The sequence below is a fragment of the Guyparkeria halophila genome (genome assembly GCF_034479635.1).
Classification (GTDB): Bacteria; Pseudomonadota; Gammaproteobacteria; order Halothiobacillales; family Halothiobacillaceae; genus Guyparkeria; species Guyparkeria halophila.
Genome location: NZ_CP140153.1, coordinates 2365821 through 2392500, shown reverse-complemented (window position 1 = coordinate 2392500; position 26680 = coordinate 2365821). Strand labels below are relative to the sequence as shown.

Sequence of the window (26680 nt, the reverse complement as noted above, 5' to 3'; positions counted from 1 at the left end):
CAGACTTGTTCTGTGACTGCGTACCTTTTGTATAATGGGTCAGCGACTTACTAATCGTGGCAAGCTTAACCGAGTAGGGGAGGCGTAGCGAAAGCGAGTCTGAACAGGGCGTTCAGTCGCGGTTAGTAGACCCGAAACCGGCGCGATCTACCCATGGCCAGGGTGAAGGTCAGGTAATACTGACTGGAGGCCCGAACTCACTAATGTTGAAAAATTAGGAGATGAGCTGTGGGTCGGAGTGAAAGGCTAATCAAGCCCGGAGATAGCTGGTTCTCCTCGAAAGCTATTTAGGTAGCGCCTCATGTCTCACTCTCGGGGGTAGAGCACTGTTATGGCTAGGGGGTCATCCCGACTTACCAAACCATGGCAAACTCCGAATACCGAGAAGTGCAATCATGGGAGACACACAGTGGGTGCTAACGTCCATTGTGGAGAGGGAAACAACCCAGACCGCCAGCTAAGGCCCCCAAATGTGTGCTAAGTGGGAAACGATGTGGGAAGGCAGAGACAGCCAGGAGGTTGGCTTAGAAGCAGCCATCCTTTAAAGAAAGCGTAATAGCTCACTGGTCAAGTCGGCCTGCGCGGAAGATTTACCGGGGCTCAAGCACACTGCCGAAGCTGCGGATGCCGTAAGGCATGGTAGAGGAGCGTTCCGTAGGCCGTTGAAGGTGGACTGTGAGGTCTGCTGGAGGTATCGGAAGTGCGAATGCTGACATGAGTAACGATAATACGAGTGAAAACCTCGTACGCCGAAAGTCCAAGGTTTCCTGCGCAACGCCAATCGGCGCAGGGTGAGTCGGCCCCTAAGGCGAGGCTGAGAAGCGTAGTCGATGGGAAGCAGGTTAATATTCCTGCACCGACCGTTATTGCGATGGGGGGACGGAGAAGGCTAGGCCAGCCGGCAGTTGGTGTCCGGTTTAAGCCTGTAGGTGGATCTCTTAGGCAAATCCGGGAGATCAACACCGAGAGGTGACGACGAGTTCCCAAGGGAACGAAGTGGTTGATGCCATGCTTCCAGGAAAAGCCTCTAAGCTTCAGATAACGGTTGACCGTACCCTAAACCAACACAGGTGGACTGGATGAGAATTCCAAGGCGTTGAGAGAACTCGGGTGAAGGAACTAGGCAAAATAGCACCGTAACTTCGGGAGAAGGTGCGCCCCCGTTAGGTGATCGGACTTGCTCCGTAAGCCGAAGGGGGTTGCAGTGACCAGGCCGCTGCGACTGTTTATCAAAAACACAGCACTCTGCAAACTCGAAAGAGGACGTATAGGGTGTGACGCCTGCCCGGTGCCGGAAGGTTAATTGATGGGGTTATCTTCGGAGAAGCCCTTGATCGAAGCCCCGGTAAACGGCGGCCGTAACTATAACGGTCCTAAGGTAGCGAAATTCCTTGTCGGGTAAGTTCCGACCTGCACGAATGGCGTAACGATGGCGGCGCTGTCTCCACCCGAGACTCAGTGAAATTGAAATCGCTGTGAAGATGCAGTGTACCCGCGGCAAGACGGAAAGACCCCGTGAACCTTTACTACAGCTTTGCACTGAATACTGAACCTACTTGTGTAGGATAGGTGGGAGGCTTCGAAACCAGGACGCCAGTTCTGGTGGAGCCAACCTTGAAATACCACCCTGGTATGTTTGGTGTTCTAACCCAGGTCCGTTATCCGGATCGGGAACCGTGCATGGTGGGTAGTTTGACTGGGGCGGTCTCCTCCGAAAGCGTAACAGAGGAGCACGAAGGTTGGCTAAGCACGGTCGGAAATCGTGCGGTTAGTGCAAGAGCATAAGCCAGCTTGACTGTGAGACAGACACGTCGAACAGGGTCGAAAGACGGTTCTAGTGATCCGGTGGTTCTGTATGGAAGGGCCATCGCTCAACGGATAAAAGGTACTCCGGGGATAACAGGCTGATACTGCCCAAGAGTCCATATCGACGGCAGTGTTTGGCACCTCGATGTCGGCTCATCACATCCTGGGGCTGAAGCAGGTCCCAAGGGTATGGCTGTTCGCCATTTAAAGTGGTACGCGAGCTGGGTTCAGAACGTCGTGAGACAGTTCGGTCCCTATCTGCCGTGGGCGTTGGAGATTTGAGGGAATCTGTCCTTAGTACGAGAGGACCGGGATGGACGAACCTCTGGTGTTCCGGTTGTCACGCCAGTGGCACTGCCGGGTAGCTAAGTTCGGATTGGATAACCGCTGAAAGCATCTAAGCGGGAAGCCAACCCCAAGATGAGATCTCCCCGGGACTTCGAGTCCCCTGTAGGGCCGTGGAAGACCACCACGTTGATAGGCGGGATGTGGAAGTGCAGTAATGCATGCAGCTAACCCGTACTAATTACCCGTGCGGCTTGACCATATAACGCCAAAGCGACACACACGGATACCCCGTACAACCGCATTCACTTTACTGCCGATCAGCCAACGGCTGGTCGGTTACCCCTTTGCCTGGCGTCCATAGAGCGGTGGAACCACCTGTTCCCATCCCGAACACAGCAGTGAAACGCCGCATCGCCGATGATAGTGTGGGGCTTCCCCATGTGAAAGTAGGTCAACGCCAGGCTCCCCATTTTGAGGCCCCCGTAACCGTCAGGTTGCGGGGGCTTCTTCGTGCTGGGGAAGCCCTTTCGGGCTCTCGGCCGCAGCCCTTCGGCTGCGGCGTTCACGTCGGCTGCGGCTGTCCACCGGACAGCCGGTCCTCGTTCACCCCCATGTGAAAGTCGGTCAACGCCAGGCTCCCCATTTGAAAACCCCCGTCACGGCACTCGCCGGACGGGGGTTTCTCGTTGCATGCGCCGATCCCGTCGTGTGGTGTCGTAGGTTGGGCTTCAGCCCAACAGTCCGGCCGAGAAGCCGGACTGACATGCCAAACACATTCCCCGCTCTGTTCATCCATGTTCAAACCGTGTTGTAGGCGTATTCCTACACTCGAAACCGTCAAGTCCTACAGCATATTCGGAATATGCTTATATTCACCAGGGAACTCACCGCGTAAGGTACAACCATCCTAAGTGTACAAGGAGGTAGGATGATGAAAGGACTCACCCATTCCGTACGCGCGGCCGCCATCGGCGCCGCGTTGTTGTTCACCGCGCCGGCGTTCGCCGCCGAACCCCTGAATATCAACCAGGCATCGGCAGCAGAGCTCGAGACCCTCAAGGGCATCGGTCCGGTCTACGCCGAGCGCATTGTCGAGTACCGCTCGGAGCAGGGACGCTTCGAATCGGTCGATCAGCTTGCCGACGTGCAGGGCATTGGTGAAAAGACCGTCGCGGCCATCGAGAGCGAGGTCGCGATCGGCAAGTAAGACGCTTCACACGGATGTGAGGTGAGAGCCTCGGCTAATGCCGGGGCTTTTTTGGTTCCACGGAACTTCGGTTCCAGTTACCGCGTATTGTGGAGATCAGTGTCAATTCATGACATGGAGCAGATCTCGCGCGGTCGATATTTAACGGCAAATTGTCCGTTGATGCCAGCCCGTATCGGGCGCAGCGGTCCTGGGGGGGGGGGCGAAAATGCTGGCACGAGGCGTGCTTCATGTAAGATGCGTAACGGGCCAGGAGGCCTGGTTGATCAACCCTCCAAAGGAGACATCCAAGATGATGAATATGAAGAAGCAAGCTCAGAAGGGTTTCACCCTGATCGAGCTGATGATCGTTGTCGCGATCATCGGTATCCTCGCGGCGATTGCGATCCCGGCATATCAGGATTACACCATCCGCGCTCAAGTCTCCGAGGGCATGAGCCTAGCATCTGGTGTTAGAACTGCGATGTCTGAGTCGTTCCAGACAACTGGAGACTGGCCGACAGACAACAGCGCGGCAGGTGTTTCTCCTTCGAACGAGATTGTAGGCGAGTATGTTTCGGGTGTAGCGGTCTCGACCGATGGCACTAATGGTCTAATCACCGCAACCTTCGGTTCTGGCGCAAATGGAGAAATTACTGGCAGTAATCTTACTCTGACTGGTACTGACGAGGGTGGGAGCATCTCTTGGGAGTGCGGTGGCTCGGTTGCGACTAAGTACCTTCCGTCTAGCTGCCGATAAGGGCGAGTAACTCACGGACAAAGCTCGGACCTATTCGGTCCGGGCTTTTTTTTGACCTTTCGTGGGGCACTCCTTTCAATTCCGCCGACTGGTGTGCTTAAAGTTGATGATGGATCGTACGAAAATTTTATTCCTCGCGGGGGTCATGGCTGCCTCCCTTACTATTGTGTGGGCGGCGTACCGTCTGGCACTCACAGGATCTTTCCATTTTGACGACTTCCATAATCTAGCCCCGCTCAGGTTTGTGGCAGACGGGCTAAGTTTGTTTGGGTTCGTGACCGGTGGAACGGCCGGGCCGCTCGGGCGCCCTATGACGCTCGCAACCTTTTTTCCACAGCATTACGCGTGGCCGGTAGATCCTAGCGTATTCCTTTACTGGAACGTGTTGATCCATATTCTTAACGGTCTTTTGGTCACTTGGTTTGTGCTGCTTTCGGAGCGAATGCGTGAACAGCCTGAATCTAGGGCTGTGATGGTGGCGGCGGTTGCCGGTGTTCTCTGGGTTTCTTTGCCTATTCTTGCCAGTAGTTCGTTGATGGTCGTGCAGCGTATGACCACGTTGTCTGCGCTTTTTTTATTTTTGGGGTTGATAGGTTACTTAAAGGCTCGCGCTCATATCGAGACACGCCCTTATCCTGCCTTGGTTGGGATGACTCTGTCTTTGCTCGTCTTTGGTGCGCTTTCCGTTTTGAGCAAGGAAAACGGCGCGTTGCTGTTTGTGTTCGTCTTTTTGCTTGAAATGCTCCTTTTTACTGGCCCCACTCGGTTGAGTCGGAGGCTGTGGCTAAGTTGGAAGATTTTATTTTTCGGCTTGCCTTCTGTGGTCCTTATGTATCTGGTGGTTTCCTCGTTGTGGTATCCAGAGAGCGTGGTGAAGACTAGAGGGTTTGACGGGTGGGAGCGCCTACTCACACAGCAGGTAGTGTTATGGGAATATGTTAAGTGCGCTCTTTTGCCAACGCCAGGCTGTTTTTCGCCCTTTCATGACGATTACACGCTAGTGAGTCCGGTGTTTTGGGGCCCCGCGCTCGCTGCCTGGATGCTTGTGGCTGTGGCTGCAATTTGGCTTAGGCGTTTGTTTCCGGTAATCGCCTTAGGTGTTCTTTGGTTTTTAGTCGGCCATGCGCTGGAATCATCCACGATCTCTCTCGAGATGTATTTTGAACACCGGAACTATGTGCCAGCCGTTGGGTTAACCTACGCCATCGCGGCAGCTATTTTCTTGGTGGGTAAAAAACACCCAAGGCTGGCTGTGTTTGGAGGCTTGTCATATTACTTATCTATTTTGATGATTCTTCTTAGCACCACATCGCTGTGGGGGCGTCCCGCACTTGCCGCAGAGATTTGGCATATAGAAAGGCCGGAATCTGTGCGATCATCTCAATATTTGGCCGGAAGGCTTCAAGAGCAAGGTTATTATGTGGCTGCTGCAAAGATCATTAAAGAAGTGGCTCGCGATAATCCCGCCCATCTCGGTTTAAGGTTGCAGGATGTGTACGCAACATGCCTGATCAGCCCAAAGAAGAGTAGGCCCGGTTTGTGGAGAGAGATGTATAAAGACGCGAAAGATGCGAGCTTCAACCATGGCGTGTACGAAACGCTTTCGTTCATGGACAGAAATGAGATCTATGACAAGTGCTCTGCTGTGTCGAGGGATGATCTATTCGACATGGCTCGCTCTCTCTTGTTGAACCCTCAGTTCGGGCAGCGACCTGTGACCCGACATAATCTGCATATCTTCTTGGCGGAAGAAGGGGTTGCCGCGCGCGATCTCGGTCTCACCATGAGTCATCTTGAAGAGGCATTTGATGCCTATCCAAATATAAATACTGTCTATTTTGTTGTTGATATCCTGATTAGTGCCGGTTTGTACTCAGAGGCATTTCAATTTATTGAAGAGGCCGAGGAAGCTCCGCCTCATGGTTTTCTTTCAAGGATCAAGTGGTCTAGCGCATTGAAAAAAGTAGAGCAGAAACTAAGGGCTACGCGCGCTCAACAAGGTGCCGAGACATGAGGAAGGATTCTCCGGCACTGTCGGTCGTGCTTCCCGCCAAAAACGAGGCCGGCGCCGTCGGCGCCACGGTTGAGGGCATCCGGTCGCGATTGGCGGATGCCGAGGTGCTGGTCATCGATGATGGCTCGGAAGACGATACGGCTTCGATGGCGAAGGCGTTTGGTGCCGCCGTCATCAGTCACCCGTACAGCATGGGCAACGGCGCGGCCATCAAGACAGGGGCGCGGCATGCGACCGGTGAGGTGATCGTCTTCATGGATGCTGACGGCCAACACGACCCGGCCGACATTCCCCGCCTGCTTGAAAGGCTGGGCCGGGGCTTCGACATGGTCGTTGGGGCGCGCAGCAATGACTCCCAGGCGAGTGTCGGCCGCGGGCTGGCCAACCGTTTCTACAACCGGTTGGCCTCCTGGATGGTCGGGCAGCGCGTGCAGGATCTCACCTCGGGCTTTCGGGCCGTCAAGGCCGACAAGTTCCGGGAATTCCTGCACCTGCTGCCCAACGGCTTCTCTTATCCCACCACCACGACCATGGCCTTCTTCCGCGCGGGCTACCCGGTGGCCTACGAACCGATCGTCGCGGGAAAGCGCATCGGCAAGAGCCACATCCGTCTCGTGCGCGACGGCATCCGTTTTCTGCTGATCATCTTCAAGATCGGCACGCTCTACTCGCCCCTGAAACTCTTCTTGCCGATTGCCTTCGCACATTTCCTGCTGGGCTTGGGCTACTACGGGTACACCTTCACCGTGGATCACCGACTTTCGAGTATCACGGTGTTTCTGTGGTCCGCCTCTGTAACCATCTTTCTGATAGGGCTCGTGTCCGAGCAGATAACGCAGTTGATGTATAAGAGGGAGCGCTAACCTATCTGTAACGATGAGCGCCCATCTTTGCTTCTGATTACGCGGAACCTGCCACCCTTGGTGGGGGGCATGGAAACCCTCACATGGCACATGGTGGATGAGCTCAAGCATGCATATCGTGTAACCGTAATAGGGCCGACAGGGGCTTCATCTGAAGCGCCTGAGGGGATCGATGTTGTGGAGGCGCCACCTGCACCACTCCCTTGGTTTCTTCTCCGCGCGTTCGTCCTTTCAATATGGACTTCATTGAAGTTGCGCCCAGCCTCTGTGATCGCGGCTAACGGCCTCACTGCTCCCTCGGCCTGGATTTGTTCAAAACTGGTCTCAGCGCGGTCAGCGGTTTACCTGCACGGGCTCGATATTAAGACCAAGAATCCTGTCTATCGCGCAATCTGGTTACCCTTCATACGGCGATGTGATGTAGTCATTGCGAACAGTCGCTTTATTGCGGATGTTGCAACGCGTAGCGGCGTGAACCCTTCGCGGATTCGTGTGCTTAATCCAGGCGTCTCTTTGCCTGAACCTGACGAACATGCGCCAGTGGAATCTAGGTTCCGGGCTGCGTATCAACTGGGTAGCCACCCTCTCATGCTCTATGTGGGCAGGTTTACGAAAGGAAAGGGCCTGCTGCCTTTTGTCGAAAACGTCCTTCCCGCCGTAATCAAAGAGATGCCGAATGCCAAGCTCGTGGTGATTGGGGGCGCCGCGACCAAGGGGCTTGGGGGCGCGACAAACTACGCGGAGCAAGTGGAAGAAGCCGTCGCAAGAAACCACCTGGTAGATAACGTTGTCTTCTGCGGAGAAAAGAAATACCGTGACCCGGACATCAGTGCGGCATATTTTTCCGCGAACGTGCTGGTGTTTGCTGCGCAGAACGATGACGAGGTTGAGATTGAGGGGTTTGGCATGGTCCCGCTCGAGGCCGCCGCGCATGGCCTCCCTACTGTGGGGTTTGGTGTTGGCGGTTTGCTGGATTCCGTAGCCCCCGGCTCTTGTGGTTTGCTTGTTGAACCGGGGGATTACATGGAGTTCACTCTCCGGGTGCTGGAGGCGCTGCGCATGAAGGATTCGGTTTTAACCCAAAGCTGTGTCCAGTTTGCGCAGCAGCGCTCATGGAAGCAGTTCGGTATAGGCTTGCGCTCTATCCTCACCAAATAGCGTGAGTCACCTATGGAGAGGTCAGGATGTCATCTTGACCCTCTGTCTGCGAAGTAATTCATCAAGCCTCTCGTGCTGACGGTGACAGCGCCGTGCGCCGTATTCAAAGCTACGCTGACTAGACGGTCGATTATTGCGGCGGCCAGCAATATGTCGGCTGTGCCGAACGAATTCCCAATCGCGCCAATAGTTAACTCTCGTATTCCTACGCCGCCGGGAGTTAACGGTACTAGGGTGGCGAAGTCGCCGATCACTAGTGCTGTAACTATTTGGGAGGATGGAATGGAAGCATCCAGTGTCAGCGCAATTAAGCCGAAACGGGCGACTCTCGTGAGAATGAATACAAGCTGAAGTGTTGCGAGAGTTGCCAGTTTTATCGCTACGTTTTCTCCCGTGCCAAGAGGGGCGTTGTGGCGGTTTATGAAAGGGATGTAGTTGCGTGTCAGCTTTGGATAGTAATGCCATATGGAAAGTAATAATATAGGCGCTAGCGCGGCGCCTGAACCAAGGGCTATTGCTGTGGCGCGCCATGCCTCGATCGCCCCAAAGGTGGCTAGTGCAGTCAGCAAAGCGCCAAGGACAAAAATCATACTCAGGGTTTCCGTCAATGCCGCCGCCGCGAAATTCCGGTACGGGATTCCGAACTCTTCCTTGGCTCGTGCGCCTTGAGCCAAAACGCCAGCTCCGGACATGCCTAGGTTGAACAGGCCTTTTGTGCCAATTAGGTCGAGCGCCCCGAAGGAGCTTATTCTGTTTTGGCTGATTGATAGACTGGTTTTTAACGCATACGCCTGCGCGATCCGCATTAGGACGAAGGACGCGACAATTAGTGCGAGTGTGGTAGCCGTGGCTTCTTTTGTGGCGGCTAGTAGCTTGTCGATTTCTATGATTCTGAACGCGACGTAGAGAGTGGCCGCGAAGGCCGACCAGCCGACCAATGACTTCCAACGTAGCAGGCGTGACGTGTTCATATGGTAAGTTCGGGAAGTGTGCGGCCGTGGGGTCAAGAGGACCTTACTCATCCATCAGTATTTTTTTTAGCTCGGCTTCGAAATAGCTGGGCTGCCCTTTTATCAGAATATTCCGCGATTGGTCGACTAGCTGTCCGATTACTCGTAGTTCTGCCTGTTCGGCGTCGGGGATGTTGTTCTGGTTGTGGAGAAAATCATGGGCATTGATTAATGGGTTGTCGTAATATGTAAATTCAACGCGATTTGATGAGGATAGTTGGGCTGTCGCGGAATTTTTTTCTATTAATTCGGTCCTTTGGTTGGCTGACCGTTTTAAAAAAACAATGTCTGAGCAGGGGCTGGGAGATGCGATGGCGTTTCTTCCTACGAAATGCTCGATGGTGTGCCTTTTCTCGGGCCCAAAGTTTTCGTAGAAAGGTATTATTGTTCGCGCGAGTTGTGTCGTTTTGGCCAAGAGCCCTGGTGTTGAGTTTGTTGGTATGTTCAGGGCGGTATGGGGGCAGGGGAAAAGCTGCCTGCCATCAGTTGCGACTAGATCATCCCCGTATAATTTCGCACCCAGGTTCTGGGCGAACTTTAGAGCAGTGGTCGTTTTGCCAGTATTCGATAGCCCAACAAGCAAGATTGTTCGGCCCTTAAAAGTGAGAGCTGCCGCATGGAGGAGTGCGTAGCCACGTTCAAGCAGCGCGATGTTGACCAAGTCTCTCGCAAGCCAACCCAAGGACGAGACATTCCCGACAGTGAGATTGGCGAGACGTTTGTACGCGGAGTTAACGGCAATAGTAGGGGGCGCGCCCTCTTTCTTGAGGAACTCGGCGTCTAGGCTGAATAGGCGCCCGAAAGGGGTTCGTATGTGGGTCGATAGGCCATCGGCCTTATATTCTTTCCCGGAGGGAGTCGGGTTGGTGTTCTTGTCTTGTTGAACTACTGCGACCTGAATCGGCGCGAATGGCTGGTCGAGTGTCGAGTTGGGACGTTCCTCTAGTTTGGTGCATAGAGGAAATCCGGTCAGTTTCTTGAAGGAGCTATGGATCGATAGAACCCCTGGTATCAAAGTTTTTTGATAGGGCAAGTCGGAGTGCGATCCCGCTGGGTTGTTGTCCTTCGTCACCGTCTGCTCCGTTTGTTTTTAAGGGAGGTGGATCAAGCTTACACGAGCTGTTGGGTTGGCAAAGGCGGAGCCGCTTATGGCTTAGTCTTCGTTCAAAGGGGAGGTGTCCGTGAATACTCCATCCGGCCGAGCACCGCCTTGGTTCTCACTTGCAGCCCGCGCGCGCTGCGGTTGTCCTGGTAGAAGCGCGGATTGGGCAGCATGGCGGCGAGTTGGGCGGCTTCACGCTTGCCTAACTGGCCTGCGGACTTGCCGTGGTAGTGGCGGGCGGCGGCCTCGATGCCGTACAGGAGGTTGCCCCATTCGGCGTAGTTCAGGTAGAGCTCGAGGATGCGGCGCTTGCCCAGCGTGGCTTCCAGCATCAGGGCGATGATCGCTTCCTGGCCCTTGCGCCAAAGGGACTGGTCGGCGGAGAGGAACAGGTTCTTGGCCAGTTGCTGGGTGATGGTCGAGCCGCCGGCGACGATTTCGCCGGCTTCGAGGTTGCGTTCCATCGCGTGGCGCAGGCCCACGACGTCGATGCCCCAATGGTCCATGAAGCGGTCGTCCTCGGAGGCGACCACGGCGCGGCGGGCGGCCGGGCTGATGGATTCATACGGGACGTAGATCTGTTGGGCGGTGATGTCGGGGCGAATGCCCTGGAGCATCTCCAGGCGCTCGCGCATGAAGGCGGTGGTCTCGGGGTTGTGGTCCCGCAGGTGCCAGACCTGGACAAAGAACCACAGTTGGACCAGCAGGAAGGCGAGCAGCGCCAATCCGATCAGTCGCCAGAACCAGCGACGGATGGGGCGGTTTTTTGTGGTTTTCTTGCGTTGGTGCATCGGTCTCAGCGGGTGACTGGCGATTCGAAAGTCAGAGCTCAGATGCCATCAGGCGCAAATATGTCTGATTGCCTGCGTTTGCCATTTGCCATTTGCCATTAGAGCGGCGAGTTGCGGCACCTTGCTATGAACGTGGTATCGGTTTCGGGCGTTTGTGACGGCGCTCGACTCCGTTTCCGCAACGGTGGCAACGCCCGAGGTACTTTCTATTGCTTGTCCAATAGAAAGTACCCAAAGACAAGGACACCCCGGCGCCTTGGCCCTTCGGGCTTCCCTGGTCACCACTGGCTTGCTGTCGGGCCCGGTTCGACGCGACGTCGTGTCGCGCGAACCTCGGAGCGACCTCCCTGTCGCTTCGACCCGGCAAGCCAGCGGTGACGAGGCAAGGCGCAGGGGCCCCGGTGTGCCGGATTCGCGCGGTGTGGTGGAAATCATCCGCTTGAACGGATGAGAGTAGGGCAGTTGCGACGACGACCTTCGGGAGGACGTCTCGCTTCTATGAAGAGAAGGCTCCGCCCCATTTCCATCCGGCCATGGCGGCTTGTGTGGCGCGCAAATCAGGCCGGGTGCGTGGCTCGGCTATCGCGCCTGAAGGCGCTCCTACGGTCGTCCAGAGGTGTCGTCGTGCTTATTTTGCGCCGTCTTGGCCGAATCGCTGGGCGAGGCGGTCGAGCTTTTCTTCCATGCTCATGTTCTTGAGCGCGGGGTCGGGCTGGTTTTCCTTCCCGGCCTGGCGCTGGTCGGTGCCCTTGTTCGGGCGGCGGTCGCCGCGACGCTTGTTCCCTTCGCCGCGTGGCGCGCCTTTCGCGCCTTTGCGTTCGCCGGCCGGCTTGCCGCCCGCCTTGCTACCCGGCTGGCGCGGACGGCGCGGTTTTTTCTCGCCACCTTCCTCGCTCTCGCCCTGCTCGGCGCGCTTGGCGTCGCGCTGGGCGTGAATCGCCTTGATCTGTTCCTCGGCGTGACTGCGGGCCTTGTCGTCGACGGACTCGGCGGGTTCGCCCTTGAGGTCGACCCGGTGCTCGGCGTTTTTCATGGCGATGTGGTACGACAGCCGCGAGGTGTAGAACTTCATCGCCGCGCGAATCGCCTTGGAGTTCAGGCCGTCGAGCTCGGCGGGGCGGTCGGCGAGGATCTGCTGGAGGATGCCGATCGCCAGCGGCTTGACCGCCTTGGGATCGTTCGAGAACGCCTCCGGCCAGGCTGCGGCGAACTGCTTGATCGCCTCGCGCGGATGGACGCGCGGTTTCTTCGGCTGGTTGGCCTGGGCGGGTGTTGCCTCGTTAGCCGTTTCCGGGCTCGGCTCGGCGGTCGACTCCGTTGCCGATTTCTCGGTGGCCTGCTCGCCGGTCTCGGCGGCACCCGCCTGGGTGGCTTCGCCCGGGTCGTCCTTGCCGCTGGCCTCCGGTGTCGGGCCGCTGGTCTCGCCATCGTCCCCGACCGATGTGGCGCCGGTCGCTTGCGTGGACTCGGTTGCCGCCTCGTCGGCCCGCGGGGCCTCGTCGGTGGCCTTGTCTTCCACGGTCGCCTTGTCGGCCCGGTTCGCGTTCTGGTCGTCTGCGCTCATGTCTCGATCGGTCTGGCTCAAATAAAACAAGACCGGCGCAGGGGTGCCTCGCCGGTCGGGGCAGGGCGTCGACCCGCTCGCCTTGGCGAGGGGAACGCCCCGAAAGTCGAAATGTTAACGGTTTAGCACGCCGTAAACCACATCACTGACAACCTTGCCGGCCATGTCGGCGATCACGCGCCGGCTCGGCCGGCAGGCGGTGGTGTTCGACCGGCCGCGCGGCAGGCCGTGTCGGATTCAGTTGAGGATGTCGTAGACGATGTCGCTGACCACGTTCCCCGCGGTGTCGGCGATCACCACGTCGGGCCCCACGCGGTAGTAGCGCATGTGATCCGGCAGCGGCGAGAGGTTGCGCACCAGCTCGCGCGGCAGGCGTTCGTATTCGATGTCGCGTGGCGGCCAGGTCGAGCCGCGTTGCAGGCGCTTGGCATGCCCGGGCGGCACCTTGCCCTGCTTGGCGAGTCCCGGCGGCACCTTGCCCTGCTTGGCGAGTCCCGGCGGCAGGTTGCGCTGATACCAGTCGCGGATATACATCCGTTCGCGGGTGGAGATGTGGTAGCGCGATGTGTGGCGTTCCCGCTCGGCCTGGCGTTCCGGCGGATTGGCCATGCTGTGGCGATCCGGCCCGCCTTGCTGGGCGCTACCCGGCGGCTGGCCGGGTTTGCCGGCGTGCTCGGGAGGCTGGGCCATGGCCGACGCCTGACCGATCAGCAGGGCGGTGCCGGTAGCGAGCATTGCGGTGAGGATGCGGTGAATCATGGGAATCTCTTGCGGGGAGGCGTTAGATGGATCGTGGTTTCAAGGAACCTCTGCGCGAATTTTCGCGCAGAGATTCTCTAGACCCACAACTCGGTGTTCGGTTCGTTTTTGGCAGCAAGGCTGGAGCGGCGAGTTGTACTCGCCGAAGCGCGGAGTGCAACTCCGCGGCCCAGGCTCTGGTCGGGTTTGTCACTGGTCGAGCCGATGAATCGTGTGCCGTGCGCGCCACAGCAGCCACAGCCCGGGCAGGGCGGCGAGGAAGGTGAGGATGAAGAAGATGCTCCAGTCGACCGCCTCGACGATGAAACCGGCCGTCGGCCCGAGGTAGATGCGCCCCAGCGCGGCGATCGCCGAGAGTAGGGCGTACTGCGTGGCCGAGTATTCCTTGTCACACAGCGCCATCAGCAGCGCGACGAAGGCCGCCGTACCCAGCCCGCCGGCGAAGTTCTCCAGCGAGATCACCGCCACCATCAGCCCGTAGCTGTTCCATTCGTACAGCCAGGCGTAGCCGAGATTGGTGATCGCCTGCAACACGCCGAACAGCATCAGCGCGCGGAACAGGCCCAGCTTGATCATCCACAGCCCGCCGAACAGCCCGCCGATGATGGTCACGATCAGCCCGGCGCCGTTGTTGATCAGGCCGACGTCCGTGGCGGTAAAGCCCGCGCCGCGGATCAAAAAGGCGGTGGTCAGGGTTCCGGCGAAGGCATCGCCGAACTTGTAAAGGATGACCAGCAGGATCAGCGTCCAGGCCTCCGGGCGCGAGAAGAAGGCCTTCATCGGTCCGACTACTGCCTCGCGTATCGTCCGCGGGGCAAGCTCGCGCGTGTCCTTCTCCGGCGCGAACCAGGCCGTGACCAGCCCCACGCCCATCAGCATGGCCATGATGGCGTAGGTCAGCGGCCAGCCGATGTGATCGCCCATCACCAGCGCGGCCGAACCGGCGACCAGCATGCCGATGCGGTAGGCCATGACGAACACCGCGGCGCCCAGGCCACGCTCCGGGGCATCGAGCGTGTCGGTGCGCCAGGCGTCGATGGCGATGTCCTGGGTGGCCGAGAGGAAGGCGACCATCAGGGCGAAGATCGCGATCTGCCAGATCTGCGTCTGCGCATCACTCACCGCCAGGCCCAGCAACCCCGCGGCGATCAGCGCCTGGGTCAGCAGCATCCAGCCGCGCCGGCGGGCGAAATGGCCCACCGCGAAGCGGTCGAGGATGGGCGCCCACAGGAACTTCAATGTGTAGGGCAGGCCGACCAGCGCGAACAGGCCGATGGTCTTGAGGTCGATGTCCTCCATCGTCAGCCAGGCCTGCAGCGTGCCGGAGGTCAGCAGCAAGGGTAGGCCCGAGGCGAAGCCCAGGAACAGCACGGCCAGCTGCTTGGGCGAGGAGGCCACCGCGTGCATGCGTTGCAGGCGAGTGCTCATGCCGTGCCTCGCGGATGGAAGGTCGGTTCAAGCCCGTGATCGCCGCGCAGTACCAATCCCTCGGCGAGCAACCAGTCGCTCGCCCGATTGGCATCGGCCGCGAACCAGTCCGCCGGCGAGCCGACCCGGAAGGTGTAGCCCCAGGCCTGCATGTCGGCCAGCGCGCGCTCGCGGTCGAAGCCCTCGAGGTGATCGGCCATCAGGATCTGCAGATAGCAGACTGCTTCCTCCTCCCCGTCACCGCTGCCGGCATCGGTATGCGCTTGGGCCCGGCGTGACGGGTCCATGCACACGATGTGCGCGAATTCGTGCAAGGCCGAATGCACGGCCGTGTCGGGGCGCACCTGCAACGTCTCGCCGATGATCCCCGCCTCGTCGTCGCCCCAGAAGCTGCCCGGGATGGACTCGCCCAGCGCCACCCAAGCCAGTGACAGCGCGTATCGCGCGACCAACCGATCCAGCGCGCCGTTCGGCAGATCCGACAGACGCAAAACCGCCGCCTCGTCGATAACGACATCGTCGGGCGGCGGCGTGAAACCGGGTTTGATGGATTGGCTGGCGGACATGGGCGGGCATTGTGCCACGAGTCCCGCCGCTCGTTTCCGGCTTGGCGGGCTCCGCCCGGAGGTCAGGTCATGCCCATCTCTGCGAGTGCGAGTTCGTAGCAGTGGTCGACGATGTCGTGAGCCGCCGTGTCGACCTCCAGATAGTCGTCCGCGCGCCATTGGTCGATGGGCATCTTTCGGTCGAAGGTGCCGGAGCAGTCGATCGTCTTCAGGCGGCGAGTGGGTTGATCCGGCGTGGCCGATTTGGTCACGCGAACGTCGATGTCGTAGTCCAGCCGATAGTCGCTGCTGGTGAGAAATGACTCGTAGCCCAGTTCCCATTTCGCGGCAGCCACCTCGATGACGATCCCGTCGCCGGTGGGCGACGATTCATCCGGTTCGAAGTATCGGGCCAGGCGGTGGGCCAGCGCCCGATCGATGCCGGTGCCCGCCTTGATCAGCTCGGCCTCGGGCAGGGTGCGTGCCATCTGCGTACCCAATTCGGACGCGATGGTCTGGTTGGCCTGCATGCCCTGCAACGTGTTGGCGCCGCCCACATTGGCGGCCGCGGTCGCCGCCATGCTCGCGATGACCGTGTTGGCCACGGCGCGGCCCTTGGTGCGCTCGGCCAGCGCCACTGGCTGTTCCAGAGGCTGAACGGTCACCGGTTGGGAGAGCAGGACCGAGCGCACTTCAGCGGTCGTGGCCTGCTGATCGGGCATGGTGGCGCAGCCGGTCAGTGACAGTGCGATCAGAGAGATGGGCAATACGTTCCGTGTGTTCATGTTGTTCTCGTCCGGGTTGAGACAGTAGCTGTTGAGGTTTGGTAAGAAGCGCATGGAACGCGTCCGGGCGAGCGAATAGCCCTTGCCGTGTTTCGTTCCGTGATCGCCGGGGTTAGAGGCGGTATCGCAGCGAAAGCGAGAGTTCGTGAGAGTGAATGTCGATCGTCAGAGGCGAGTTCAACTGGAGATTGCCGCCGCCCTCGTATGCATCAAGGCTGGATTCCGCTTCGCCATAGTCTGCGTAGGCGTAAGAGGCATCCAAAGAGACGTTTTCTCCCACTGGGTAGGTGGCTCCCAAAACCGCCTTCCAGGCAAATCCGCTGCTGGTGTGGCTGTCGATTCTCGAGCTGAAATTGGTGATGGTGAATCTTCCCAGGTCGTGCCTCGCATACCCCGCACCGACGCCAACGTACGGCTTGAGTGGCCAGGAAGAATCCAGCACGGCGGCCAGGTCCACGAGTCCGAGAACCATGATCGAGGTCGTGTCCACCTCGGTGCGCCCAACCTCGCCGGTGGGACTGCCGTCATTCTCATAGGGACCGCTCAACTCGTATCCATCGATATGGCTCAGGGAAAGCTCTGCATCCAGCCACTTGGTCAGTCGATAACCGACACCGAGCTGGTAGGCGAGCGAGTCGTCTGATTCGACTTCCACTCGGTCGGGTGGACCGGCGAGGTCGCCGATGGTGGCCGATTCCTCCTCGTTGTGTGCCCAGCCGATGCCGCCTTTGAGGTAGATGTCGCTCGCGGCGAAGGCGGGATTGGTGGCCGCGATTCCGATTGTCGTCAGTACGGCCAGTGGCAGTTGCTTGTTCATCAATCACTCCTTGATCGACTGCTTAAGGAGAACACGCGCGCCTGCCGCCTAGTTGCCGAAGGCATGTCTTGGCGCCGGGTTCGTGTCCGTGGAAAAGGGAGGCGCGTCGCCTGTCGGACGCGGTACGGGGCGGTGTCAGCTGCCTGGGCGCGTGGGGAAAAGCTCGAATCCGCGCGATGCGGCCAGGGTGCGAAGCTCGTCCGCCTTCGCGCCACTCGCGGCTAGGCAGACCTCGCGCCCAGCCGTCGCTTCGGGAAGGGGCCTTAGTGCCGCTCGCAACAGGGCCGCGTTGTTGGTTTCATTCCTGCCGAAGACGAGCACAGGGCGGCCCTGCCGATTGCTTAACGCCGCGGTCAGTTTTTCCGCCGCTGGGGACTGGCCGGCGAGGCTGTTGACGATCGCGTTGGATAGCGGGTTGTTCGCCACCGTAGCCTCGACCAGCAATAGGTCTTTCTTGCTATTTACTTGGTCCAGGCAGGCCGACAGGTCGTCTGTCATCGAATGGCTGGCTTGGGTGGTGCCGGCGGTGGTGCAGCCGCTGGCGAGCGCGGCGAGTGCGAAGTAAGCAAGTGGTTTCTTCATCAGGTTCACTCCTTTGAACGGTGGGTAGCGCTGCCGGTCAACGACAACGGTGCGGGCTCTCCGAGGGATGCTGTTCCCCGGTTTCGAGATCAATGGTGATCAGCGTGGCGTCCGGATGTGACATGCACAGGGCGTTGCGCACGGTGTAGACGTGTCGGCCTTCTGCGTACCAGACGATGTTCGGATCCAGTCGTTTGCCGGTTTGGTCATAAGGCTGGATTTCGTAGTTGCCCGACATGGTCAGGCAGCCGGAGAGCAGGGCGCTGCCGATCAGCAGCGCGGCAAGGGTCAGTGACTGAGGCATGGTCGTTCGCTCCTTGAACGGGTAGTGACTGAAATGCTCGGTGGGGAAGGCAAACGCTGAACCGGCCGAAAGCGAGGCGGGGGGGGGCTTAGGTCGCGTCCCTCGTTGCTTCACGGATGTCACTTTTTCAATGACTGGCATGAAGGGAGGGGCTGATAAGGCTTGTAATCACACCTCCTCATTCCTCTCACTTCATCGATGAATTTGTATCCTTTCTCGAGCATGCATTCGTCGACTCTGTGCTGCTGCTCGATGGTCCACGTGGCATCTCTGTAGCCGCACACTTTCAGGTCCTGTTTTGTCTGGGAGGTGGACGCGCCTAATTTGCTCCAACGCTCGTACTCGCTCGGTGATGGTTTGTCGATATTTTGCAAGCCGCATCCGGCGCTCATTGCTAATGCAACTGTGCATGTGAGTGGGAGTGTTGTTCCGGCTGACTGCATGCTGGTTCGCTCCTTAAACTGGGCTGTGACCGCAATCCTAGATGGATAAGGAAACGCGGAAGAGGGGGATGAGACAAAGATTTTTAGGACAAGCTGTCCTGCCCTCCGGTGTCATTCATTCAGTGATTGGCATGACGGGAGTTTGATCATTCTCGATGTGTCGCATTTGCGCCGTCCTCGGATGGGGTCGATGAATTGGTAGCCTTTTCCAAGCATGCACTCATCTACTCTGCGTAAATGTTCGAATGAGGTGATTTCCCCTGGCGTGCATTCGCGCAGGTCATTTTGTGTTGAGTAAATCGTTGCCTCTGGTCTGCGCCACCGCTCATGTTCAGCGGGTGCTGGGTCGTCAATGTGATGCCAGCTGCACCCCGCACCGGCAAATGTCAAGACAAATATTACTAACTTGTTCGTCGCTTCAGTGAGTATGTTCAATATTTTATTTATCTTCTTTGGCTTTTTATGGCGTTTAAGATAAATCCTGCGTTCCTAAGGAGAGGGGGGGCTGACCTAATTTGCATGAATTCTTCTGGAGCGACCGTTTGGTTGTTCCTCCAGGTCAGTTCTCCACTCTTCTGTCGGGTTATATCGCCGCGATGGTGGTGGCAGGCAATGGTTCCCCAGAATGCCCCGCCATTTATGCACCAGGGTCGGCCCGATGGGTTGTTATTGAACTCATATCCTTTTCTGAGCATGCAGTAGTCTGTGTAGCTAAAGTACATAGAGAAGTCTGCGTTAGGGTAGAGGGACTGCCCTTTTTTGGAGCAGAAGATGATGTCTGACCTTGTCTTTGCATCCGTTGAGCCCGGTTTTTTCCAAAGCTCGGTTCTTGATGGGAGCGGTTTGTCCATGTAGGTGATTACGCAGCTGGGCAGCACTAGTGCGACACCAACCATGGTAGCCGCAACGGTCAGAGGTTTTGGCATGGGTGTTCGCTCCTTGAACAGTTGAATAATTAGGGCAGGCACTCGGGTGGCAGGTGCTTGTGATCGTTACGGTCGCAGGCTGCCGGATTCACAGCACGATCCCGACAGAATTCATAATCGGTATGGATGCGGCACCACCAGCTGTTGAGGCGGCGTTCGACCGTGGGCTTCGGAACGTCGGCATTCGGTTTACAGGCGGCGATGTCTTTGTAGCGTTCCCAAGCACAATACTCCTTGGCCCACCGTCCTCTTGGTTTGAATCCCGCTTGTTCCATGCATAAGTCGGTTATGAAGTATTTGTTTGTTCGAGAGTCCAACGACTTCAGGTCGAAGGCCGCTTTGTAGGTGCCGACAGTGGGGTGGGGAGAGGGCTTCCCGCATTCAAGCAGGGCCTGCTTCACATCTAGTGAAGACGCCCCTGGTCTTGACCAAAGCTCAAATTCCGGTGGCACTGGTTGGAATGGCGTGCAGCCCATCAGAAGGACAGGTAACGCCATGGCTCTTAGAAATTTCATATAAATTGGCTTTCCTTGTGTGCTCAGGGAAGGATCTGTTTTGTTTTAGGTGGGCCATAATTCGGCTCGCACTTGGGGCTAATGGCACCGTTCCCATAACAGCTATGCACTGTTGGCGCTCCGCCAAATGCTTTAGCCCATTCCTCGAGTCGACTACTGCCTTCGGGACGCTGGTCGTACGTCGCCTGGTTGCCGCCGATGATGGAGCCGAAGAAATCATCGGCGTGATTCTGCAACTCCACTCGGGTTGGTGCATCGCCATTTATGTTCATGAAGCGTTGGGGCATTGATGCGGCGGACAACACACCTAGCGCAACTGCCTGCTTGGCAAAGTCTCCGTTTTCCTTTAGCGGCGAAATATCTTTGCTGAGTTGGATTCGCTCATCTCGGTCGGATGGTAAGCCTATATTAGGCCAAGACTGTTTTTGATTTTTTGGTTTGTCATGAAGTTTTCTGGGCGTACAGTGGTTCCGTCCAGCCATTCAAGAGTCCCGTCATGATTGCGTGTGATTTTCCCCCTATGGAAAAGGCAGGCCACTTGATCCCATGTAAAGCTTCCTCGGACGCAGTAAGGACTTCCACCTGGAGCGTTGGTAAACTTGTATCCCGCTTTAAGCATGCAATAATGAACGTAATTTATGCCTTGGTTGATGTTGTTGTTTGGGTAATTTTTGTCTACCTCAAGCGAACAGTCTGAGAGCTTTTGTTTTGTCGCATTTATGTCTTTTCCGTCTTTCGTGAAAAGCTGGCTGTTTTGTGGCCACGGTTTGTCCATGTAGGTTATTACACAGCCCGTGGAAAAAGCTGTGATAAGGGAGAGTGTTGTGAATTTAGAAAATTTATTCATGTTGGCGATCTTCGTTATTCTGGCTTGACTTTGATCGGATCGATGGGCTGGCTGCTTCCCCAAGTCTCAAGGAACAGCTGGTGTGCTGGGTTCCTTTCCCCGTTGGATAGGCGGCGAGGAGGAATGTCTTTAAAGTAAGCGCGGTGTGCATTCCCAAACAAGGTCTCGATGCCACCGGTAGTAGAGTTTCCTCCGAAAATTATTCCAACGTAGTCGTTCAAGTGAGTATTTTGCATGACCTCTCCCTTTCCATCAGTAACGTTTCTGATCCGATCTGCCATTCGTTCGGCATTGGCGGCGGCTCCATTGAAAAGCACACTGCTAACGGGCGTGTGGGTTTCTCCGGCAGCTTCCTGTAATCGCGTGGCAATGCTGGACGTCAGGGTGCCCCGGCTATGGCCGACTTCCTTGATGTGGAGTTGTTGTCCGCCTGTTTTGGTAGCTCTTTCATTGTGTCGGGCCACCGCTTCACGGATGTCCACATTGTTGTGGGCAGAGTTGCTTGCGCCAAATAACCAGGTCCAACCGGTGAAGGCGCGTATTTTGTCGAGTGATGCGTAAACGGCTTCGGACAGGGCATGGTCCGTCTCGGGGTTCATTACCGTGTAAATGCCGGTCTCGAGGACGTCCTCGCCATGCTGTTTGACGGCATTTCGCAGCGCTTCTTCCTTGCTGTTGAATATCCCATGGTTGAAGAGGTAAATGTTTCCAGAACCATCATGTGAGAAGTCATGATCTTTGAAGTCCAAGATCACTTCCTCACAACGACCAGATGAGTTGTCACACGTTTTCTCGAGTACCGCTTTCTTTTTGGCAGCGTCGGAGGCATACACCCGGTCGCCGACCGCCGTGATGGTCAGCTGTGAGGCGAGTGTCTTGATCTGCCGATCGGCTTTAGTTGCTTCATGCATCGCCTCGATATCTATCGGCTTCGTGGCAGCATGGGTGCTGTTCGTGTCTCGCCGTAGTGCGGCGATGGTTTGGTTTGCCGTCATGCCGCTGTGTTCCGTTTGTACCTGGTCGGCGGTGATAACGATGTCGCCTTCCGCGATAGCTGAGCGGCTAACGCCGTTAGAGCTGCGGTCGCGATCTGCATCCAGCGCGGTGTTTGCCAGCAGACCTTGTGCTACTCCATACCTGCCCTGCGTCATCATGTCACTGGATAGCGAGATGCCACTGGCTTCGGCGCTGGCGGACGAGGTGTTTTTCAGACCGCTCGTGGTCAGCGTGCCGGTCATCAATTGGTTGTGACTCGGGTCGGCATCGCTGGTAATCACGCTGCCGACGAGATCGGTGTTGCCGTCCACCGTGAGTTCGAATCCGCCCCGGCCTGCGTGAATCGCGCTCTGCTCGATGACCGAGCGATAGTCGCCCGTTGCTTCGGATTTGTCGCTCGAGTAGGAGGCCGCGAAGCTGGCGCCGGTAATGGGGATGCTTACGCCAACGCTTTCATTTTGTTGTTCCGACCGGTAAGTCATCCGATCTTGCACGCTTTCGATGTGCAGATCGCCACCAACGCGCGCCTTGACAGCATCACCGCTTACCACCGCGCCGACTAGCGAGGTGTCGCCCCCGGATTGCAGGCTGGCGGTCTTACCTGCGCTGATTCGGCTGAGCTGGTGAACGAGCTCGTGGGCTTGTGTCTCGCCTTCCCCGCGGGCGGCGGAGGCGGTGATCGAAAAGCCGACGCTATCGCCGCCGAAATTGATCCCTACACCGACGCTGGCCGACTGGCTGTCGTTCTGGCTGCTCTCCTTGCGTCTTGATTCAGTGGCCAGCAGGTCGATTTCGTCATCCGCGGCCAAGGTCGCGTTGGCAGCGGCGTGAATGTCACTGCCGCGCACGAGGATGTCGCTGTCATCTCCCTGACCGGCGGCGCGAATTCGGATGTCGCCATTGGCGGAGATGCGCGATCCACGAGCCATGTCGGCCTGATGCTCGGCGGTTTGGCGGCTTTCACTTGCCCCGACGCTGATGTTGATGCCCACCCCGCCGGCTCGCTCGGCCGCGCTCGCATCCTCCATGCCGAACCCCGTCTTGACCTGGTTGTACGTGTCGAAACCGGCCAGTCCCGCGCTGGCGATGGCGAGGCGTTTCATGCGGCTGTCGTCGGTGTCCTCGGTGGCGCGGGCGAGTTCTTGCAAGCGAGTGCCAGTCTCGATCACGGGGCTGGTCAGGGCCAGGGTCAGCCCGCTCTGTTCCATCTCGCGTCGTTGCTGGCTTGAGGAGGCGTCGCGGGCCTCGATAATCTCGACCCGACCGGCCTGAATGTTGATATCGCCACCCGGCGCGAGCATGTCGCTTCCTACCTGGCGGAAGGTGTCCCCGGCGCGGAGCTCGACATCACCATCGATGCTGGCCACGTGAGTGGGGGCTGTGCTTGTCCGGCCGAACTCGTCTTCGCGGGTGAGGCGTTGGGTGCCGTAAGTGACCGACAGGCCTCCATTGGAAAACAGGCCTGAGCGGGTCTTCTCGTCGAAATGGTGGCGCGTCTGCTCGTCCCGATCGGCAAGCAGTGCAATGTCACGACCGGCCTCGAGGCGTGTGCCCCGGTCGGATATCACCTGGCTGCCCGTGACAGTCACATCGCGGCCTGCCGCCACGTTGACACGCTCACCGCCGAGCGAGGTCGCGTTGCTCCGGTCGGTGGTTGTCGAGTCGATGCGGGTGCTGACCTTTCCGGACAGCAAACCGCCACTCTCAATGCGATGCGCCTCTTCCCAATGGCTGGTCGCGCGGCCAGCCAGCAACCGGATATCGTTCTCGGCGGTCAGCGCGACCTGCCCCGACCGGCTGTCGATTTCGCCGGCACGGATCGCGACATCCCGGCCGGCGAGAAGGTCGATGTCGCCCTGGGTGTCGATGGTGGTGCCGACGTCGCGGCGACTGCCCTGGACGAGTCGGTTGTCCGCGTCCCAGGTGATCTGCTCGCCCTGACCCACGTTGGTGGTTTGCAGTTGCAGGTCTCGCCCGGCGGCAAGGCGGGTGGCGCCGTTGCCAGTATGCGTGATCTCGGTAGCCTGCAGTGTGAGGTCGCGTCCCGCGCTGATGGTCATCTCGCCGTCGCCGGTGACGGCGAGTCCGCCGGGGTCGACGACCTGATCCCGGGAGAAGTGACTGGCGCCGATGCGGTTTTCGCCACGGCGCGTGTCGGCGGCGACGGTGACGTCCCGACCGGCTGTGAGGGTGAGAGTCTCATAGCCTCGGATCTCGCCGCCGCGCTGGTGGAAGTCGGTGCCCGCGGTCAGCTGGGTGCGGCCGGCCTCGATGGTGACGCCGAGGTTTTCGATGCGCTCGGCGGACAGGGTGAGGGAGTCGGTGGCCGCGAGGTGGCCGCCGTTGGTGGCGGTGTCACCCACGGCGAGAGTGACATTTTTTGCGGCAATGCCGCCCGAGCTGCCCGCCCGCTGGGTTGGCCCCTCGGCGAGATGCAGTCGAGGGACGAGCACGCGCTGCGTCTCGCCGGCTACATCGATATTTTGCTCTTCGAGCCAGACGATGTCGGTGGTGAGCTGGTCGAGTTGTTCGGCGCTCAATCGTACGCCCGGGGAGAGCGACAGGTCGCGCCCCAGGGTGGCGCCGGCGTCGATCAGGGCGCGGAACTGGGCCTCGTCGTCGGAAAAGCCGGCGAGGTATCGTCCCCCGGTCTGTTCGATGATCTGCTGGCGGACGAGGGATTGTTCATAGAAGCCATCGCCGAGACGCTTCTGGGTGTAGGCCGGGTCGCGGGCCAGGGCCTCGAGCATGGCCTCGGAGCCGTACCAGTGCCGGTAGCTGGCAAAGCGCGGGTCGGTCTCGATCAGTGGCGTGTTGGGGTTGTCGGGCCGGATGCGAAACAGGCTGGCATTCGGCAGCGAGGGCATGCTCGACGCGGAGTGGCCCGGGGCGTCGGGGATCGTTGGTGCCGATGGATTGGCGCCAGCCAGCTCGGTGTAGGTGACGGTCGGCAGGTCGTAGGGTGTGCCGTATTCCGGTGCCGGCCGGTAGGGGCTGGTGCCGTGCCATTCGCGGCAGTGATCCGAGCCCGTGAAGCCGCAGGATTCCACGGTGGTGAATCGCGCCGTGCCCTCGCGGCGGGTGATGTCCTGTCCCTGTGTGGCGCGGTTTTCGAGGGTGTCGAGACGGGCCTCGAGAGCGTTGCCGGCAATGATTTGACTGTCGGCATTGACCAGCGTGCCGCCGTCGATCGTCATGTCGCCGCCAGCCTGCAGCGTGGCGGGGTGGCTTTCGATGACCTCTGTGTGTGAGGTAACCGCCGTGGTTTGGAACCAGGTGAAATCCGAGATCTCGTGCGAGTAGCCGCTGCACCAGACGTTCTCGTGGTAGAGGCTGCTGCAGTCGGCCGTATCGAAGGTGCGCTGGCTGCCGCGCAACTGGATCCAGGATTCCTGGACGGGCGGCTCGTCGACCTGGGCGGTGACCAGTCCGGCGTTGAGGTTGTCGATCCGCTTGGCGGCAACGAACAGGTCTCCCAATGCCTCGATGCTCGCGCCCTGGTTGAGAAGGTGGTCGGCCGAGGTGCCGGCACGGCCCTCGATCCGCATGTTGCCGCCACTCAAGATCAGTGCCTGATCGCGATTCTCCATGTTGTCCACGGCCAGGTGCAGCGCGTCGCGCGCGGCTATGGTGGCCGCACTGGCATCGTCGCCGAGGTTGCGAAGCCGGTCGGCCGTGACGGAAAGCAGGCCGCCGTAGAGTCGTCCGACGGGTTGGTTGTCGAGGGTCGCGCTGACCAGGTGGATGTCACCGCCGTCGATCAGGCCGGCATTGTCGAGGTGCCCGTTTGCCGCCAAGTCGAGTTGGCCGGCGGTGATCTCGCCATCGGTCCGGTTGCGGATTGCACTGGCCGAGATGTCGGACTCGTCGGCCGAGGTCAGGTGACCGGTGTTGTCCAGGGAGCCGGCGACGGTCAGCGAGAGGCGCTCGCCGGCGGCCATTTCCCCTTGGTGGAGGTAGTCGCCATCGATCGTGGTCGCGAGTTCGCCTGCCGAGAGTAGGCGCCCCTCGCCGGTCAGTGAGGGCGTGACCACGCTCAGCCGGCGGGCGCCGTAGACGAGCCCGGCCCCGTTTTGGAGCGAGCCGTCGGCCGTTAGTGTCAGTTTGTCCTCGGCCAGTATTTCGCCGTGGCGATTGTCGATGCCTGCCGCCTCGATGCTGGAGTCGCCCCGGCCGATGATCTGGCCGGCGCGATTGTCCAATGTTCCTTCGAGCTCGAGTGCCAGGGCGTGCTCGGCATGCACCTCGCCGGTGTTGATCATCGACGTGCCCTGCATCGACGCATTGCTCGCCGAGGCGGTGGTGCCGGCGTTGATCAGCTTGCCGTCCGCGGTGATTGTCAGGCCAGCCGCGCCGGCGGCGATGGTGCCGGCATTTCGAACGCCCACGCCGTGCTCGTTGGCGACCAGACGGATCTTGTTGGCATACATGCCGCCGAGCTGCGCGGTGTCGATGCCCCACTCGGGTGGCGATGTGCCGGGCGCGGCTGAATTCGCCCGCTGCCCGGCGCGGTCGAACTGGCCGGTGCCGGTGGTGATGTCGAGTCGGTCGGCCCAGATGCCGGCGTTGATCTCGACGGCGCGAGCGAGCAAGTCGGCCTCGGCGGTGCGGCTGGCATCCAGGCCGTCGCCCTCGATGCGGATGCGCCCATCACGGACATCCAGCCCGGTCCACCGGTCGTCCTCGAAGGTCGGGCGACCGGTGGTCAGCATGGCGCGCTCGGCGTTGATGAAGCCACAGCCGTCGCAGGTGATGCCGGCGGGATTGGCGACCACCAGGTCGGCCGGGTCACCACCGATTTCCAGGTAGCCGGCGAGCTGGCTGGGCGAGGCGCTGCGCACCTCGTTGAGGATCAGGTCGGCCGTGCCGCCAGCGAGCGCCGGATTGGCGCCGATCTGCCCGGCGAGGTTCGTTGCGCTGGTCGTTCGGCCATTGTTGAACACCACGCCACGTTCGTTCACGTCCAGTTGTTGGTAGACGTTGTGCGAGACGCCGTCGGCGCCCGGCGTGGTGATATCCACGACAGGCGTGCCGTTGCCGGACTGGTGGATGCTGGGCCGGTTCTCGCCGTGGGCGTCCGGGTGCGAGCGGATTTCGCTCGCGGCAAGCGGCGGGGTGGCCAGCGCTGCGGCAATCAATGCCGTCAACGCTGGCCGAGAGTGGATTCGATAAGTAGGTGTCATGACGTGTC

General features: G+C 59.2%; 19 protein-coding genes and 2 rRNA genes (1 of these 21 running past the window's edge). 7 read left to right on the top strand and 14 right to left on the bottom strand.

The genetic code is table 11. The features are described 5' to 3' along the window. The 7 genes from SR882_RS11000 to SR882_RS10970 form a co-directional block, all read left to right on the top strand. Positions 1 to 2353: ribosomal RNA gene (locus tag SR882_RS11000) — 23S ribosomal RNA — on the top strand; it begins 526 nt to the left of the window's first position. Between the two features lie 88 nt (positions 2354 to 2441). Beyond that, positions 2442 to 2557 (top strand): 5S ribosomal RNA (gene rrf / locus SR882_RS10995). A 465-nt stretch (positions 2558 to 3022) separates the two neighbouring features. Next, the gene (locus SR882_RS10990; RefSeq protein ID WP_322521269.1) at positions 3023 to 3301 is read left to right on the top strand and encodes a ComEA family DNA-binding protein; all 279 of its coding nucleotides are present in this window, start codon (positions 3023 to 3025) and stop codon (positions 3299 to 3301) included. Between the two features lie 301 nt (positions 3302 to 3602). Next, positions 3603 to 4040 carry a pilin gene (locus SR882_RS10985; protein WP_322522415.1) on the top strand — a complete coding sequence of 146 codons (438 nt, stop codon included), beginning with the start codon at positions 3603 to 3605 and terminating at the stop codon, positions 4038 to 4040. 106 nt (positions 4041 to 4146) lie between these two features. Continuing rightward, positions 4147 to 6054: a hypothetical protein gene (locus tag SR882_RS10980; protein WP_322521268.1), complete on the top strand. Its 1908-nt coding sequence runs from the start codon at positions 4147 to 4149 to the stop codon at positions 6052 to 6054. Next, entirely contained in the window at positions 6051 to 6917 is an 867-nt protein-coding gene (locus SR882_RS10975; protein WP_322521267.1) for a glycosyltransferase family 2 protein, read from the top strand. The genes SR882_RS10980 and SR882_RS10975 overlap by 4 nt, the downstream gene beginning before the upstream one ends. Before the next feature lie 69 nt (positions 6918 to 6986). Next, complete coding sequence (locus SR882_RS10970) at positions 6987 to 8075, top strand: glycosyltransferase family 4 protein (RefSeq protein ID WP_322521266.1); 1089 nt, start codon at positions 6987 to 6989, stop codon at positions 8073 to 8075. A 29-nt stretch (positions 8076 to 8104) separates the two neighbouring features. Here SR882_RS10970 and SR882_RS10965 read toward each other — a convergent pair whose 3' ends face one another. The 14 genes from SR882_RS10965 to SR882_RS10900 form a co-directional block, all read right to left on the bottom strand. Continuing rightward, on the bottom strand, positions 8105 to 9046 hold the full coding sequence (locus SR882_RS10965; protein WP_322521265.1) for a lysylphosphatidylglycerol synthase transmembrane domain-containing protein: 942 nt from the start codon (positions 9044 to 9046) through the stop codon (positions 8105 to 8107). Between the two features lie 43 nt (positions 9047 to 9089). Beyond that, positions 9090 to 10157: an ATP-binding protein gene (locus SR882_RS10960; RefSeq protein ID WP_322521264.1), complete on the bottom strand. Its 1068-nt coding sequence runs from the start codon at positions 10155 to 10157 to the stop codon at positions 9090 to 9092. A 92-nt stretch (positions 10158 to 10249) separates the two neighbouring features. Further along, positions 10250 to 10978, bottom strand: coding sequence for a monofunctional biosynthetic peptidoglycan transglycosylase (gene mtgA, locus SR882_RS10955; RefSeq protein ID WP_322521263.1), 729 nt, complete (start codon positions 10976 to 10978; stop codon positions 10250 to 10252). A 628-nt stretch (positions 10979 to 11606) separates the two neighbouring features. Continuing rightward, positions 11607 to 12542 (bottom strand): ProQ/FINO family protein, encoded by a 936-nt coding sequence (locus SR882_RS10950; protein WP_322521262.1) that lies wholly within the window; start codon positions 12540 to 12542, stop codon positions 11607 to 11609. A 237-nt stretch (positions 12543 to 12779) separates the two neighbouring features. Next, entirely contained in the window at positions 12780 to 13301 is a 522-nt protein-coding gene (locus SR882_RS10945; RefSeq protein WP_322521261.1) for a hypothetical protein, read from the bottom strand. 189 nt (positions 13302 to 13490) lie between these two features. Further along, positions 13491 to 14729: an AmpG family muropeptide MFS transporter gene (locus SR882_RS10940; protein ID WP_322521260.1), complete on the bottom strand. Its 1239-nt coding sequence runs from the start codon at positions 14727 to 14729 to the stop codon at positions 13491 to 13493. Then, positions 14726 to 15295, bottom strand: coding sequence for a hypothetical protein (locus SR882_RS10935; RefSeq protein WP_322521259.1), 570 nt, complete (start codon positions 15293 to 15295; stop codon positions 14726 to 14728). Before SR882_RS10935 ends, SR882_RS10940 begins: the two co-directional genes overlap by 4 nt. Before the next feature lie 62 nt (positions 15296 to 15357). Next, positions 15358 to 16059: a hypothetical protein gene (locus tag SR882_RS10930; protein ID WP_322521258.1), complete on the bottom strand. Its 702-nt coding sequence runs from the start codon at positions 16057 to 16059 to the stop codon at positions 15358 to 15360. Between the two features lie 112 nt (positions 16060 to 16171). Further along, positions 16172 to 16876: an outer membrane protein gene (locus SR882_RS10925; protein ID WP_322521257.1), complete on the bottom strand. Its 705-nt coding sequence runs from the start codon at positions 16874 to 16876 to the stop codon at positions 16172 to 16174. A gap of 135 nt (positions 16877 to 17011) precedes the next feature. Then, entirely contained in the window at positions 17012 to 17458 is a 447-nt protein-coding gene (locus tag SR882_RS10920) for a hypothetical protein (protein WP_322521256.1), read from the bottom strand. Positions 17459 to 17495: 37 nt separating this feature from the next. Beyond that, a complete protein-coding gene (locus tag SR882_RS10915) occupies positions 17496 to 17762 on the bottom strand; it encodes a hypothetical protein (protein ID WP_322521255.1) in 267 nt (88 codons plus the stop codon). 1398 nt (positions 17763 to 19160) lie between these two features. Continuing rightward, the gene (locus SR882_RS10910) at positions 19161 to 19646 is read right to left on the bottom strand and encodes a hypothetical protein (RefSeq protein ID WP_322521254.1); all 486 of its coding nucleotides are present in this window, start codon (positions 19644 to 19646) and stop codon (positions 19161 to 19163) included. A 23-nt stretch (positions 19647 to 19669) separates the two neighbouring features. Next, positions 19670 to 20128, bottom strand: a complete 459-nt coding sequence (locus SR882_RS10905; RefSeq protein WP_322521253.1) for a hypothetical protein — start codon at positions 20126 to 20128, stop codon at positions 19670 to 19672. Positions 20129 to 20507: 379 nt separating this feature from the next. Continuing rightward, positions 20508 to 26672, bottom strand: coding sequence for a two-partner secretion domain-containing protein (locus SR882_RS10900; RefSeq protein WP_322521252.1), 6165 nt, complete (start codon positions 26670 to 26672; stop codon positions 20508 to 20510). Positions 26673 to 26680: the final 8 nt, after the last annotated feature.

Coding starts and splice junctions, on each gene's coding strand:
- SR882_RS10990 (WP_322521269.1), top strand. CDS start 3,023: ATGATGAAAGGACTCACCCATTCCGTACGCGCGGCCGCCATCGGCGCC.
- SR882_RS10985 (WP_322522415.1), top strand. CDS start 3,603: ATGAAGAAGCAAGCTCAGAAGGGTTTCACCCTGATCGAGCTGATGATC.
- SR882_RS10920 (WP_322521256.1), bottom strand. CDS start 17,458: ATGAAGAAACCACTTGCTTACTTCGCACTCGCCGCGCTCGCCAGCGGC.
- SR882_RS10970 (WP_322521266.1), top strand. CDS start 6,987: ATGGAAACCCTCACATGGCACATGGTGGATGAGCTCAAGCATGCATAT.
- SR882_RS10930 (WP_322521258.1), bottom strand. CDS start 16,059: ATGAACACACGGAACGTATTGCCCATCTCTCTGATCGCACTGTCACTG.
- SR882_RS10940 (WP_322521260.1), bottom strand. CDS start 14,729: ATGAGCACTCGCCTGCAACGCATGCACGCGGTGGCCTCCTCGCCCAAG.
- SR882_RS10900 (WP_322521252.1), bottom strand. CDS start 26,672: ATGACACCTACTTATCGAATCCACTCTCGGCCAGCGTTGACGGCATTG.
- SR882_RS10980 (WP_322521268.1), top strand. CDS start 4,147: ATGATGGATCGTACGAAAATTTTATTCCTCGCGGGGGTCATGGCTGCC.
- SR882_RS10945 (WP_322521261.1), bottom strand. CDS start 13,301: ATGATTCACCGCATCCTCACCGCAATGCTCGCTACCGGCACCGCCCTG.
- SR882_RS10910 (WP_322521254.1), bottom strand. CDS start 19,646: ATGAAATTTCTAAGAGCCATGGCGTTACCTGTCCTTCTGATGGGCTGC.
- SR882_RS10905 (WP_322521253.1), bottom strand. CDS start 20,128: ATGGCTGGACGGAACCACTGTACGCCCAGAAAACTTCATGACAAACCA.
- SR882_RS10925 (WP_322521257.1), bottom strand. CDS start 16,876: ATGAACAAGCAACTGCCACTGGCCGTACTGACGACAATCGGAATCGCG.
- SR882_RS10915 (WP_322521255.1), bottom strand. CDS start 17,762: ATGCCTCAGTCACTGACCCTTGCCGCGCTGCTGATCGGCAGCGCCCTG.
- SR882_RS10950 (WP_322521262.1), bottom strand. CDS start 12,542: ATGAGCGCAGACGACCAGAACGCGAACCGGGCCGACAAGGCGACCGTG.
- SR882_RS10935 (WP_322521259.1), bottom strand. CDS start 15,295: ATGTCCGCCAGCCAATCCATCAAACCCGGTTTCACGCCGCCGCCCGAC.
- SR882_RS10965 (WP_322521265.1), bottom strand. CDS start 9,046: ATGAACACGTCACGCCTGCTACGTTGGAAGTCATTGGTCGGCTGGTCG.
- mtgA (WP_322521263.1), bottom strand. CDS start 10,978: ATGCACCAACGCAAGAAAACCACAAAAAACCGCCCCATCCGTCGCTGG.
- SR882_RS10975 (WP_322521267.1), top strand. CDS start 6,051: ATGAGGAAGGATTCTCCGGCACTGTCGGTCGTGCTTCCCGCCAAAAAC.